The organism is Lysinibacillus sp. FJAT-14222, assembly GCF_001278875.1.
Taxonomy (GTDB): Bacteria; Bacillota; Bacilli; order Bacillales_A; family Planococcaceae; genus Lysinibacillus; species Lysinibacillus agricola.
In genome coordinates this window covers 35,231-49,416 of sequence record NZ_LIYL01000024.1, presented here as the reverse complement: position 1 = coordinate 49,416, position 14,186 = coordinate 35,231, and the positions used below count along the sequence as shown (strand labels likewise).

The following is a 14,186-nucleotide window of genomic DNA, read 5'->3' as shown; positions in this document are numbered from 1 at the left end:
CATATAGTAGTAAAAAATGCGAGGGTGATAGATTATGGAATTGAAAAAAAGAAAAGATCAATGGACGAAGGAAGACGATGAAAGATTAGCAGAAATTGTGTTGCATAATGTGCAAAATGGCAAAACGCAGCTAGAAGCTTTTGAAATGGCTGCTGTTGAACTTGGTCGTACAAAACAAGCATGTGGTTTCCGTTGGAATAAAACATTACGTGGTCAATATAGTCAGTCACTACTAGCTGTGCGAAATCAACCGCAACAATCTATGCGAAGCCATTTGAAATTGGCGTTGACAAGTTTTGATGAATTAACAGAGGCCTATCAAAATCTTGAAATTAGGCACCGTGAGTTACAAAATGAGCATGAAAAACTAGTGAAATGGTTGCAGCAAGGATATTCTTTAATGAAAGATTAAAATGAGGAAGCCATTGAAAGTTAAAAGTTCTGTAAAGAAGTTACTTAGAAAAACTGTAAACTTAAACGAAAACATAATCCCACGCTAAGTGTTTATACAATTATTTATTAAACCCCCACTGATTAAAGTTTCACTTTATATATTATCGTAAACACTCAGCTAATCCTGTATAATAAAAGAACCTGCATAGGAGGTGCCTTAGAAAAAGTTCTAAGGCACCTCCTTCTATAGAGAGGGACAAAATGGATCACTTTAAGTATGCGATATATTTGTGATAAGACTGTTTAGAAGGGCGTTATTTCATTTTAGATCGCCCATTTGTAAATGTGGGAGGTGTGGAGTGTTGTGAATATAGCGGTTATTGGTGCTGGGGCTGTAGGTCAGTTAACGGCAAGTTTTTTAGCTGAGTCTGGTGTATCTGTAACGTTGGTTGCAAGAAGACTTGGACAAGTTAAAGAACTTAATGCAAAGAACTTAACACGAGTGAATGTTGATGGAACAAAAACTGTTCAAAAAGTTGCTTCAACTACGAAATTAGAGGAGCTACCACAGCAAGATTTAATTGTGATTGCGGTGAAATATGTACAATTACAAGAGCTTTATGAACAATTGTCTTCATTATCAAGTACAGTGCCGTTGCTGTTTATGCAAAATGGTTTAGCACATTTTGAGGAAGCACTACGTTTGCCACAAAAAAATATAGCCTTTTGTTCTGTGTCATTTGGTGCTCAAATGATAGATCAGTCAACTGTACAACATAGAGGTATAGGTCCTTGTAAAATCGCGATAGAGCGAGGGGATAGTGATGTATTTAATAAGTTGTTGCAACTAAGAAATTCTTTATATCCAATTGAATTGGTTGCTAATGCGGAACAAATGCTATTTGAGAAAGCTGTATTCAATTGCTTGATTAATCCGTTAACGGCTATATTGCAAGTGAAGAACGGAGAGCTAGTAACGAATAAGCAAGCATTTTTATTAATGCAAACCATCTATCAAGAGTTAACGGATGCATTTAAAGGCATAGAACAAACTATACCTTTTTTTAAGGTGATAAACTTATGTGAAAAAACGGCAAGTAATACATCATCTATGTTAGCGGATCGGATGCAAGGGAGAAAAAGTGAAATTGACACAATTGTTGGGGTAATACTAGAAAAAGCTCTAGCAAGTGGTCACAATTTGCCTACTTTACGTACTTTATATCACCAAGTACTTGCGATAGAGGAGAGCGGTGAAAGACGTTGAAAGATTTTTTACATATTGTTATAAGTATTATTATTTTTTGTCCAATCCTCCTTTTTGTGATTGTCTATTTAATTGGTCGAAAGGTTAAATTTCGAGGCACTCATGCTTTTGGAGCAGCATCGGACGTCACGACGTTATGTTTGTTTTTTTCGGTACCACTAGCAATAGGTGTACTATGGAACGTCAATGTTAGCGCGCTATTAGTAACGTTGGCGATAATGATGGCAATAATTTTTACATATATTGATTGGCGAACAAAAAAAGAAATTGAAGTGAAACCGCTGCTTAGGAAAATTTGGCGCTTTCAATTTTTAGTACTAAGTACGGCGTATATTGTTATTTGTATAGTAGGTGTTGTTCAATCCGTAATAGAATATTTACAGGCTGTCTAAGCATTTTCTTTTCATGTTGAAGCCATAAGCGTTAAAATAATAGCATTAAAAATTGTTTTTTTAGTAGTAACTCTATATGTGCAAAAAATATTAAATAAAATTGGTTCATTACCAAATAATGGGGATGGCATTTATTAAAACGTATGCCATGTATTCTAGTTGATTGAAGTGGGACGTCGGACGCCCTTAAGAAAGCGCCCGGTCGGAACGAAAATCAACCCCTGTTATGGAGATGAGCTATAAAATCCCAATTTACACAAGCGATTGTCAACGAATTGAGAGTCTAACGAAAATCTTATTACGGTTTTTCGAAATATTTGTTGGAAATTGTCGTTTTAAATAAACTTTCTAAGGGGAAATCGCATAGTAAGTATTAAAGGGATTTATTTTATTTCAAATGCGCTTATTAAGAGTAAGAGAATGATTTAGTGAGTAGAGGAGTTTGTGTTAAATGAAACTGGAGTCAATCCAAGTACCCATAAAAAATCGTTTGCTAGCAGATTATTGGTCGTCAAATACTGCCATCCATGAGTTTTTTGAATATGAATATAACGATACATCTTTTGAAAAACGGGCGCAATATTTAGAACAGCATGCGCATGATCAAAAGGAATTAACAGCCATCATCCGCCAATTTATGGAGCCACTTGGTATATCGAAGAAAGCGAATGAACATTTACAGCAACTAGAGCAAGGAGCTGTTACGGTTGTCGGGGGGCAACAAGCGGGTATCTTAACAGGCCCTCTTTACTCGGTGCATAAGGCGATTTCAGTCATTGCATTAGCGAAAGAGCAAAGTGTAAAGCTTCAGAGACCGGTTGTTCCTGTTTTTTGGATAGCTGGAGAGGATCATGATTTAGAGGAAATTAACCATACGTATACAGTACATGGTGCGGATATAAAAAAACGTGCTTACAGTGAACGTTCAAGACGTAAAACGATGGCTTCTGTAACAAGTTTAAACAAAGAATCAATGACGCATTTAATGAATACAATTGTGAAGGATATTGGTGAAACAGAATTCACTGAAATGCTTATTAAACAGCTAGTGGATACTCTTAATAAGAGTGAAACATTTACGGACTTCTTTGCTCGACTTATGAACCAATTATTTAAAGATGAAGGTTTATTGATGATTGATGCAGCTGACTTTAAATTCCGTCAATATGAGAGCGAAAGTTTTACCCGTATCATTCATTCTAATGAAGAAATTGCAAAAGTAGTAACGGAGAGGGAAGCAGAGCTTGAACGTGCAGGTTATGGTAAACCTATTTTGGCAACAAACGAAGCGGCCAATCTATTCTATGTAGTAGATGGGGAGCGTCATCTTTTAGAAAGAAAAAACCAACAATTTGTCAATCTAGCTGCAAATATCAAGCTATCTCATGAAGAGTTTTTAGAAATTGCTGAAAAACATCCTGAACAGTTAAGTAATAACGTTGTGACGCGTCCGTTAATGCAAGAAATGACATTACCCGTGCTAGCGTTTGTTGGTGGACCGGGAGAGCTTGCGTACTGGGCAACGTTGAAAGATGCATTCTCTGTGTTAGGTTTACAGATGCCAATTTTTGCTCCACGTCTTCATATCACGATTGTCACACGTCATGTAGAACAACTATTACGTGAACATCATTTAAATGTTGCTGATGTTTGGGATGGGAAAGCGTTACAGCTTAAGGAACAGTTTATTGCTGAAGTACAAGATACTGAAGTGAAGCGTCAAATTCAGACGATGCAACAAGAGCTTTTAGAAAAGTATGCTGCACTTCAAACTTATTTAGAAGAGCAACATCTATTACTAGATAAAATACTTGTGAAAAATAAAGAGAATCATCTAAAGCAATTTGAGTATTTACAGCAAAAGGTTGAACAAACTGTACTTAACAAGCATGAAACGACTATCCGAAAATTTATGACGCTTCAAAATGAGCTATATCCAAATGAAGGATTCCAGGAAAGAACTTATAATCCTTATCAATATTTTAATGAGTTTGGACCTATGTTAATTACTGAAATGTTGAAACAAAATTATAGCATTAGCAATCACCACTATTTAATTTATTTATAATTTTCAATGCTTGTTGATTAGGGAAATATAGGTTTATTATTGAGTGATAAAAGGATTTTTTTTGTTGCTATTTTGCTAATGTGTTCCCATTTTAACTGATTGTAGCGTAGGGCTACTCGAGTGCTCCTGTCGCTTCGCTTTCGTCGCAGAGCAAAGCTTCCTGCGGGAAAGCGAGGTCCCTGTAGCGGAAATCAGAGCCTTCTAATTATGATGGATAATAATGGTTAATCAATATGCCCAATAATTTCCAATGATTGTAACTTAATGCCTAAGTAACAGTTTGATACAATGTTATTTTGATGAACATTGTCAATATAAATAGTAAATAGAGAGTTATCCTACTAAGGGTAGCTCTTTTTTTGTGTCATTTAGCATAGAACCAATAATTTGTTAAAGGTCAAATCGCACATTCAGTGTTAAAATGTCAAGTTTTTTTTAAAAAAAGTGGAGGAAAGTGGTGGGATGTGGTACATTATTTAATAAAGTGGGGTGAATAGCATGTTCATGGGAGAATATCAACACTCTGTTGATGCGAAAGGACGATTAATCGTGCCCGCAAAATTTCGTGAAGCCTTAGGTGAAACGTTTGTTGTGACACGCGGACTTGATAATTGTTTATTTGGCTATCCTATGGATGAATGGCGAAAACTCGAAGAAAAATTAAAGGGCTTACCGATGACCAAAAAAGATACACGTGCATTTGCAAGGTTTTTCTTTTCTGGGGCAACGGAAGTAGAGATAGACAAGCAGGGGCGCATTAATATTCCTTCAACTCTAATGCAGCATGCACATCTTGCGAAAGAATGTGTAGTGTTAGGGGTTTCGAATCGGATTGAAATATGGGCGAAAGATGCTTGGGAGGCTTACTTTAGTGAGTCTGAACAATCCTTTAATGAAATTGCAGAAAATATGATTGGCTTTGATTTTTAACTTTTTTAGACACTTAAGTGTCAGCTGTATGAAGTTAAGGCCTGAAGGGAGCGAGTGTATGTTCGATCATACAACCGTGCTATTAAAAGAAACAGTTGATGGGTTGAACATCGATCCTGATGGTGTGTATGTGGACTGTACGTTAGGTGGGGCAGGACACAGTGAATATTTAGTACAACAATTATCTGAAAAAGGCCGTTTGATTTGCTTTGATCAAGATATGACTGCTATTAACAATGCGAAAATTCGATTGGCGCCATATATTGAGCGCGTGACATTTGTCCATTCAAATTTCCGCTATTTAAAAGAAGAGTTATTAGCTATTGGTATCGAGCAAGTTGATGGTATTTTATATGATTTAGGTGTTTCTTCCCCACAGCTAGATACACCAGAAAGAGGCTTTAGTTATCACCATGATGCGCCTCTAGATATGCGCATGGATCAAACGGCAACACTTACGGCATTTCACGTTGTGAATGAATGGGCATATGGAGATTTAGTGCGTATATTTTTCCGTTATGGAGAGGAAAAATTTTCAAAGCAAGTTGCTCGTAAAATCGAAGAGGCACGTAAGGTGGCGCCGATTGAAACAACCGGTCAACTTGTAGAGCTTATTAAAGAGGGTATCCCAGCAGCGGCTCGCCGTAAAGGTGGACATCCTGCGAAGCGCATATTCCAAGCAATACGAATTGCTGTTAACGATGAGCTAGGCGCGGCAGAGGATTCATTAGTCGATGCGATTGATATGATAAACGTAGGTGGACGCATTAGTGTCATTACGTTCCATTCATTGGAGGACCGCCTATGCAAGACTATTTTTAAGGAAGCGTCATCATTACCGGAATTACCACCAAATTTACCAGTAATTCCTGATTACATGAAGCCAACTTTAAAGCTTATCACGAGAAAGCCGATCGTTCCTACTGATGAAGAATTAGCTGTAAACAATCGTTCTCGTTCAGCAAAGCTTAGAGTGGTAGAGAAAATTAACGACAAAGGGCGTGAGTAAATGGCAGCAGTTCGTGTAAGGCAGCACCAACAACAAGTGCAACAACCAATAACACCTCCTAGTCCACAACCCACTATCATACGTCGTAAAAAAACGAACCAGAAGTTTGAAAAGACAATGCTAATTGTTCTCGTTGGCATTATTGCTGTATTATCAGTGCTAGTTTTAAATAAGCAAGCAGCAATTCAAACGACAAGCATGGACATTCAAAAAATCGAAGCTGAAGCAGAAGAGATTACCAAACAGAATGTTGACTTGACAGTTCGTGTAAGTGAACTTTCTACATACGAAAACATATGGAAAAAAGCTAAAGAACTCGGTTTAACTCAAAATGAGAAAAATGTAAAGGTAGTGCCGGGAGAATGAAAAAAAAGAGATTTCGATTCCAATGGGGAGCCTTTCTATTATTAATTTTTTATGGAGGGCTCTTTTTTCTATTGTTCACAAGAATGGTTACGTTACAGGCAACAGGTGAAGTGGAAGGACAAGAGCTTGCGGCTAGGGCAGCTGCGAAATATAGTAAGGAAAGTGCAATAACGGCAAATCGTGGGAAAATTTATGATACAAATGGTCAAGTCATTGCTGAGGACACACTTAGTTATCGATTAATCGCAATCGTTAATGACAAGGCCACGACGGATGCAAAAAAACCTCGACATGTTGTAGATGCAGAAAAAACTGCAAAAATATTAGCAGATAATATTCCTATGGACGAAGAAAAAATCTATAAACAGCTTACTAGGTTAAATAATGATGGCGAAAAGCCTTATCAAGTTGAATTTGGAAGTGCGGGCCGTGGAATAAGTCATGAGACTATGAGTAAAATCAAAGCGGAGAAATTACCAGGGGTTTTATTTGTAAATGATTTGAAACGTTATTATCCAAATGGTATTTTTGCCTCGCACTTAGTTGGCTTCGCATTAAAAGAGGAAAATAAAGATGGAACGTTCACGACTAAAGGTAAAATGGGCCTTGAATACACCTACAACAAAGAGCTAACTGGAAAAGACGGTAAGGTTGAATACGAAACAGATGCCTTCAGCTATCTATTGCCAAATAGTGAGAAAATGATAACACCTGCGAAGAATGGTGAAGATATTTATTTAACACTTGATAAAACGATACAAAGCTTTTTAGAGGAAGCAATGACACAGGTGGAACAGGAATACAACTCTGAATCGATGACAGCTGTTGTAGCAGATCCGAAAACAGGGAAAATTCTAGCGATGTCACAGCGACCTACGTTTAATCCTGATACACGTGAAGGCGACAATATGAAGTGGCTGAACGAGGCTATTGAAGAGACCATAGAACCAGGCTCGACGATGAAAACGTTCACGCTCGCTTCAGCTATTGATACTGGGGTTTGGGATCCAAATGAAAGATATCCGTCAGGAACATACCGGGTTTTTGGCGAGCCTATTAGAGACCATAATAATGGGATTGGTTGGGGTATGATTCCTTATTTAGAAGGCTTCCAACGTTCATCCAATACTTCAATGGCTCACCTTTTAAAGAAAATTGGTAACGATGTATTTTTTGATTATTTAGATCGATTTGGATTTGGTAAGAAAACAGGCATTGATTTACCGAATGAAGCGTCGGGTACACTTTTATCGAAATATCCAGTAGAACGAGTGACAACAACGTTCGGTCAAGGTTCTACAGTAACACCGATTCAGTTAATTCAAGCGATGACGGCGATTGCGAATGATGGAAAAATGATGCAACCTTACGTTATTGATCGAATTGTTGATTCCTCGACAGAAAAAACTATTCAAAATCATGAGCCGGTTGAAAAAGGACAACCAATTTCAGCTGACACAGCGAAGCAAGTAAAAGAAATACTTGCCTCTACTTTAACGGCCGAGTATGGTACGGCAGAGGACTTTATCCTTGATGAATATGAAGTTGCAGGGAAAACAGGTACTGCCCAAATCCCACTAGGAAATGGTAGATATTCATGGGGATCAAATGAATTCCTTTATTCTTTCTTAGGGATGGCCCCTGTAGATAACCCTCAGCTCATTATGTATGTCTCAGTAAAAAGGCCAAAGTTAAAGGGTGAACTCGGTTCTGTACCAGTTTCAAAAGTATTTAACCCAGTAATGTTAAATAGTTTAAAGTACTTAAACGTTAATCCTGAAGATGTACAGCACGTTGACAACGCAACAATACAAGATTACACAGGTCAAAGTGCTGAGGCTATTCAAGTAGAGCTTGCAAATGATGGCCTACAGCCAGTTATTGTAGGTGGTGGTGGTAAAATTATTGACCAGTATCCAAAAGGTCCTCAAAAACTTGTAAATGGTAATATTGTGTTTTTAAAGACAGAAGGTGATGTAACACTACCAAACTTCACCGATTGGTCATTGCGTAATGTACTAGTCTTTAAGTCAATGGCAAATTTAGAAATTGAAGTCGTTGGAGAGGGCTTTGTAGCTAGTCAGAGCGTATCGGCAGGTACCGTAATTTCAGATAGTTCACCGATTGTCGTGAAGTTGAAAACTCCTTCTGAAAGCTTTAATAAAGATGTTGAAGCACCATCCGAGGATGAAATTGAACAGATAGATAATGAATAGACACTGAATAGAAGTCCACTTTATTTCATACGTTGTAAAAAACAAGGTGTGATGTCGAATGAAGTGGATTTCTATCCATTCCAAAAAGCGATTGAGAATTTTATATGTATTGTTTATGTTTGTAGCAGCTGCCATTGTCATTAGAATTTTTTTCTTGCAGGTACTGGATCAAAAAGAATTGACAAAGAAAGCCGAAGAGAATTGGGACCGAGAAATTCCATTTGCCAATGAGCGAGGGCATATTACAGACCGTGATGGAAAAAATATTGTCACAAATAAGCTTGCGCCAACTTTATATTTTATGCCTTCTCAAAGTAAGGACATTGAAGGAGCAGCAGCAAAAATTGCCCAAGTTCTGGGGGTAGATGAACAAAAGCTTCTGGAAAAAATGAAGAAAAAAGAATACTTAGTAAAGCTGGCACCTGAAGGGAAAAATATTCCCTATGAAAAAGCAGTGGAATTACAGGGGATGCAGATTGACGGATTATATAGTGGCGTCGATTATTCAAGGGATTATCCATATGGTACTCTGCTATCCCGTTTTTTAGGTTTCACAGGCTATGATACACAAGGTTTAGCAGGAATTGAATATGAATACGAAAAGCTGCTACAGGCTAATTCTTCGGCAATACGGCTCTTTACAGATGCGAAAGGGAATAATTTGCAGAATGTAGCGAGCGCTTGGAAGTCCGGTGAAGATGGCGCAACGATCGAGCTAACGATAGATGTAGATGTACAACAGGTCGTCGAGCGTGAATTGTCACAGGCAATGGAGCGTTATGAAGCTGACCAAGCAATGGCGATTGCCATGAATCCAAACAATGGCGAGATTTTAGCATTAGCCTCATATCCTACCTTTCATCCAGCAGAATACCAAATGGTTGAACCTGTTATCTACAATCGGAATTTACCGGTTTGGATGACATATGAACCGGGGTCAACGTTCAAAATTATAACGCTCAGTGCAGCACTAGAAGAAAATTTAGTAGATTTAGAGAAGGATACTTTTTATGATCCAGGCTATTCGATGGTTGCAGGAGCTAGATTGCGCTGTTGGAAGCGTGACGGTCATGGACATGAGACCTTCCTAGAAGTTGTAGAGAACTCTTGTAACCCAGGTTTTATTGAATTAGGTCAGCGACTAGGAAATGAAAGACTACTACAATATGTTAAAGATTTTGGTTTTGGACAAAAAACAGGGTCTAACATCGCCGGCGAATCTTCAGGGATTTTATTTTCAAAGGAAGCCTTTGGGCCTGTTGAGCAGGCAACAACTTCATTTGGCCAGGGGGTATCCGTTACACCCATTCAACAAGTGCAAGCAGTAGCTGCAGCCGTAAATGGAGGCAAGCTTTATACGCCATATGTTGTGAAGAAGGTTTTTAATCCGAACACTGGGGAAGTTATAGAAGAGACTAAACCGGAAGTTAAAAATCAGGTTATTCGTGAGGAGACGTCAGCGAAGGTTCGAGGTGCATTGGAATCTGTTGTAGCGAAGGGATCAGGACGACAAGCCTACCGAGATGGATTACGTATTGGTGGCAAAACCGGTACAGCGCAAAAGGTAGAGGATGGTCGTTATAAAAGTGGCGAATATATCGTATCGTTTATTGGCTTCGCACCTGCGGATAATCCGCAAATTGTCGTTTATGTTGCAGTAGATAATCCGAAAAAGACAACGCAGTTTGGCGGTGTAGTAGCTGCTCCAATCGTTGGTCAAATTATAGAAGATGTAGCACCTTTTGTTGGCATTGAAAAATCGAAGGAACAGCTTGAAAAGGATTATCGTTGGGGTGACCCAATCACTGTGAAGGTACCAAGTTTTATTGGTCAAACGAAGGACGATATTGCCAAGCAACATTATCCATTCCGTATTGAATGGCATGGAGAAGGGACTAAAATTGGCAATCAGCTGCCTGAAGTGGATAGTGTTATCAAACAAGATGGCACCATTCATTTATATTTAGAGAACTAATATAACTTTACCTTTAAAAAATGGGAAAGAACCACTATTATTATGAAGGGTAGTAATAAATAAATGAAAGTTTGTGCTTTTTTCTTGAAGAAGAAAGTGAAACAAGATTTAAAGGAGATTTTTCAATGAAACTCGCAACAACGCTTACCATTTTAGCTCTTGCTTTTATAGTAACAGTTATCCTGGCACCAATTAGTATTCCACTTCTTCGCCGACTAAAGTTTGGTCAGAGCATTCGTGAAGAAGGACCAAAATCGCATATGAAAAAGGCTGGTACACCAACAATGGGCGGCATTATTTTCTTAATTGCCATTATCCTTACTACGGTTGGTGTAGGTAGCTTTTTAGATTTGTTTACAACACAAACCGTCGTACTGTTATTAGTATTAGTAGGGTTTGGGTTAATCGGCTTATTAGATGATAGCTTAAAGGTTGTTTTTAAACGTAATTTAGGACTAACATCCCTTCAAAAGCTGATTGGTCAAATTGTCATTGCGATCTTGGCCTATTTCTTACTACATGTAGGATCGTTTGATACAACACTTGCTATACCATTTACAGATTGGACGATCGATCTTGGTATTTTCTATGTTGCCTTTTTAATTTTCTGGTTAGTTGGCTTCTCAAATGCAGTGAATTTAACAGATGGATTAGATGGGCTTGTGGCAGGTACTGCATCCATTGCCTTTGCAGCATTTGGTGTTATAGCTCTATTCCAAGATCAAGCTGATATCGCCTTATTTACATTTGCGGTGACAGGTGCATTATTAGGATTTTTACTTTTTAATGCGAATCCTGCAAAGGTATTTATGGGAGATACGGGTTCGTTAGCATTAGGTGGAGCTTTAGCGATGGTATCTGTTTTAGTAAAAACAGAATTTTTATTGTTATTAATTGGACTGGTGTTTGTTATTGAAACATTATCCGTTATTTTACAGGTAGGTAGCTTTAAACTTCGTAAAAAACGTATTTTTAAAATGAGTCCTATTCATCATCATTTTGAATTATCAGGTTGGTCAGAATGGAAGGTAGTACTTGTCTTTTGGTCAACTGCTTTAGCAGTAGCATTGATTGCAGTCTTATCGGAGGCGTTCATATGAGAAACTATACAGATTTACAACATAAAAAAGTCCTTGTTTTAGGTTTAGCTAAAAGTGGTGTGGCTGCAGCTGAGATTTTACATGAGCTTGGCGCCTTTGTGACGGTCAATGATTCAAAACCATTTGACGAAAGCCCAGATGCACAAGGCCTATTGCAAAAAGGAATTACGGTTATTTGTGGGCGTCACCCTGAGGATTTACTCGATGAGGGCTTTGAATTAGTTGTAAAAAATCCAGGAATCCCCTATAGCAACAAGATAGTAGCAGATGCCATAAGCCGTGAAATCCCCGTATGGACAGAAATTGAGCTAGCTTATTTAATTAGTGAAGCGCCGTTTATTGGTATTACAGGGTCAAATGGTAAAACAACAACGACAACATTAATTTTTGACATGCTGAATAATGGTAGCCCAGAACCGTTAATTGCAGGAAATATTGGGACGGTTGCATGTGGTGTTGCAAGAGAAGCAACGAAGGATAATGTAATTGTTACGGAGTTATCTTCTTTCCAATTGATGGGGATAAAAACATTCAAGCCGAAAATCGCTATTTTAACAAATCTTTATGAAGCGCATCTTGATTATCATGGAACATTTGACAATTATGCAGAGGCGAAATGTGCTGTTACACGTAATCAAGATGAAAGTGATTATTTTATCTATAATGCTGATCAGCCGATTGTTGTTGATTATGCAACAAAATCCAATGCTAAAAAGGTACCATTTAGTTCTCAGGGACGTATGGATGAAGGAATTAGTGCGGATGACACAACAATTTACTGGCAAGGTGAGCCATATCTAGAGCGAGCAAATATCGCCTTGCCTGGGAAGCATAACTTAGAAAATATTTTAGCAGCTGTAGCGGCTTGCATTTTAGTTGGCTGTGACAAAGCCAAAATGGAAGAAGTCTTAACTAAGTTTGGAGGAGTTCGTCACCGTACTCAGTTCGTGCGCGAATGGAACGGACGCAAGATTTATAATGACTCTAAAGCGACAAACTGTTTAGCTACAAAAAGTGCTTTAGATGCATTCCAAGCACCTGTTATTTTACTTGCAGGTGGCTTAGATCGAGGACATTCATTAGAAGAATTACGCCCATGCATGAGCCATGTAAAAGGTGTTGTTGCCTTTGGAGAAACAGGTCTACGCTTTGTAGAATTTGCGAAGTCTTGTGGTGTACAGCAAACTGTCATTGCTCAAAATGTTGAGGATGCCGTACATTATGCGGCACCGATGTCGGCAGAAGGAGATGTGATTCTATTATCTCCAGCATGTGCAAGCTGGGATCAATATGACAGCTTTGAAATACGAGGTGACGTTTTTATTGATGCTGTAATGAAGCTGTAATGAGCCTGTAACTATTTTAGAATATACTTGACTTGGAAGGATGGCATTACTGAGAGGAAAAGAAAGCTATTTATTGCTCGTCACAACATTGATGCTTTCAATAATCGGCATAATTTTCGTCTATTCTGCAGGTACCTATTGGAGTGAAATTCATTATAGTGGAAAAATGCCGTTTTATATGAAGCAAAGTCTGTACTTTGCCGTAGCCATTGTAGTGTTTTTAATCACCATTCGATTAAATATTTTGAAAGAGCAGTCCTTTTGGAAAATGGCCTATATATTTTCGTTAATTTTATTGGTCCTTGTACTTATACCAGGAATTGGACTTGTACGAAATGGTTCTCAAAGTTGGATTGGGGTAGGTCCGTTAACAATTCAGCCAGCAGAGTTAACGAAAATTACAGTCATTGTGTACCTGAGTCATATTTTAGCGCAACATAAAACGGGTACGCCGATTGTAAATTGGCGGCATGGATTGGTCTTACTATTGCCCATTGTACTTATTATGCTGCAGCCTGATTTTGGTTCAGTATTTATTCTCGTTGTTTCTGTGTTTTTATTGTTTTTTGTGGCAGGGTATCCTTTAAAGCTTTATGCAATGCTTATGGTTGTAGGGATTGCCGGCTTAGTGGGCTTGATTGTCACAGCGCCATATCGACTAAAGCGGATTGAGGCATTTATTGACCCGTGGGTCGATCCTTTAGGAAGTGGCTTTCAGGCTGTACAATCGTTAATGGCTATAGGTCCTGCTGGGATTTTCGGGCATGGCTTTGGACAAAGCAGGCAAAAGTTTTTATATTTACCTGAACCACAAAATGACTTTATTTACGCAATAATTCTTGAAGAGATTGGATTGCTTGGTGGGCTCGTTATTTTAGCGCTTTTTGTACTGACGATCTATGCAGGCTATAAATTCGCAGTACAGGCTAAATCAAGAACATCTTATTACGCGATCATTGGGCTTGTAACGATGTTGGCCGTACAAGCATTTCTAAATATAGCTGTAGTGATTGGCTTAGTTCCGGTAACAGGTGTCACATTGCCCTTTATTAGTTATGGAGGAACATCTTTAGTAACAATGTGGCTAATAATAGGTATTATTTATCAATTAGCGAAATAAATAT

General features: G+C 38.3%; 12 protein-coding genes. All 12 read left to right on the top strand.

The genetic code is table 11. The annotated features are described in order from the left end of the window. The first annotated feature begins 34 nt into the window (after positions 1-34). The 12 genes from AN161_RS12300 (at position 35) to ftsW (ending at position 14,182) form a co-directional block, all read left to right on the top strand. Positions 35-412, top strand: coding sequence for a transcriptional regulator (locus tag AN161_RS12300; protein WP_053594652.1), 378 nt, complete (start codon positions 35-37; stop codon positions 410-412). Positions 413-757: 345 nt separating this feature from the next. Continuing rightward, entirely contained in the window at positions 758-1,660 is a 903-nt protein-coding gene (locus AN161_RS12295) for a 2-dehydropantoate 2-reductase (RefSeq protein ID WP_053594651.1), read from the top strand. Next, positions 1,657-2,052 carry a DUF3397 domain-containing protein gene (locus AN161_RS12290; protein WP_053594650.1) on the top strand — a complete coding sequence of 132 codons (396 nt, stop codon included), beginning with the start codon at positions 1,657-1,659 and terminating at the stop codon, positions 2,050-2,052. Before AN161_RS12295 ends, AN161_RS12290 begins: the two co-directional genes overlap by 4 nt. 451 nt (positions 2,053-2,503) lie before the next feature. Next, complete coding sequence (bshC, locus tag AN161_RS12285; RefSeq protein WP_053594649.1) at positions 2,504-4,120, top strand: bacillithiol biosynthesis cysteine-adding enzyme BshC; 1,617 nt, start codon at positions 2,504-2,506, stop codon at positions 4,118-4,120. A gap of 498 nt (positions 4,121-4,618) precedes the next feature. Further along, positions 4,619-5,050, top strand: a complete 432-nt coding sequence (gene mraZ, locus AN161_RS12280; protein ID WP_053594648.1) for a division/cell wall cluster transcriptional repressor MraZ — start codon at positions 4,619-4,621, stop codon at positions 5,048-5,050. 58 nt (positions 5,051-5,108) lie between these two features. Continuing rightward, entirely contained in the window at positions 5,109-6,059 is a 951-nt protein-coding gene (rsmH, locus tag AN161_RS12275) for a 16S rRNA (cytosine(1402)-N(4))-methyltransferase RsmH (protein WP_053594647.1), read from the top strand. Next, positions 6,060-6,425, top strand: a complete 366-nt coding sequence (ftsL, locus tag AN161_RS12270; RefSeq protein ID WP_053594646.1) for a cell division protein FtsL — start codon at positions 6,060-6,062, stop codon at positions 6,423-6,425. Further along, positions 6,422-8,641: a penicillin-binding protein gene (locus tag AN161_RS12265; protein ID WP_053594645.1), complete on the top strand. Its 2,220-nt coding sequence runs from the start codon at positions 6,422-6,424 to the stop codon at positions 8,639-8,641. The genes ftsL and AN161_RS12265 overlap by 4 nt, the downstream gene beginning before the upstream one ends. 58 nt (positions 8,642-8,699) lie before the next feature. Further along, positions 8,700-10,616: a stage V sporulation protein D gene (locus AN161_RS12260; RefSeq protein WP_053594644.1), complete on the top strand. Its 1,917-nt coding sequence runs from the start codon at positions 8,700-8,702 to the stop codon at positions 10,614-10,616. A 125-nt stretch (positions 10,617-10,741) separates the two neighbouring features. After that, entirely contained in the window at positions 10,742-11,716 is a 975-nt protein-coding gene (gene mraY, locus AN161_RS12255) for a phospho-N-acetylmuramoyl-pentapeptide-transferase (protein WP_053594643.1), read from the top strand. Continuing rightward, a complete protein-coding gene (gene murD / locus AN161_RS12250) occupies positions 11,713-13,062 on the top strand; it encodes a UDP-N-acetylmuramoyl-L-alanine--D-glutamate ligase (RefSeq protein WP_053594642.1) in 1,350 nt (449 codons plus the stop codon). Before mraY ends, murD begins: the two co-directional genes overlap by 4 nt. Positions 13,063-13,102: 40 nt before the next feature. Beyond that, complete coding sequence (gene ftsW / locus AN161_RS12245) at positions 13,103-14,182, top strand: putative lipid II flippase FtsW (RefSeq protein WP_053594641.1); 1,080 nt, start codon at positions 13,103-13,105, stop codon at positions 14,180-14,182. Positions 14,183-14,186 lie beyond the last annotated feature (4 nt).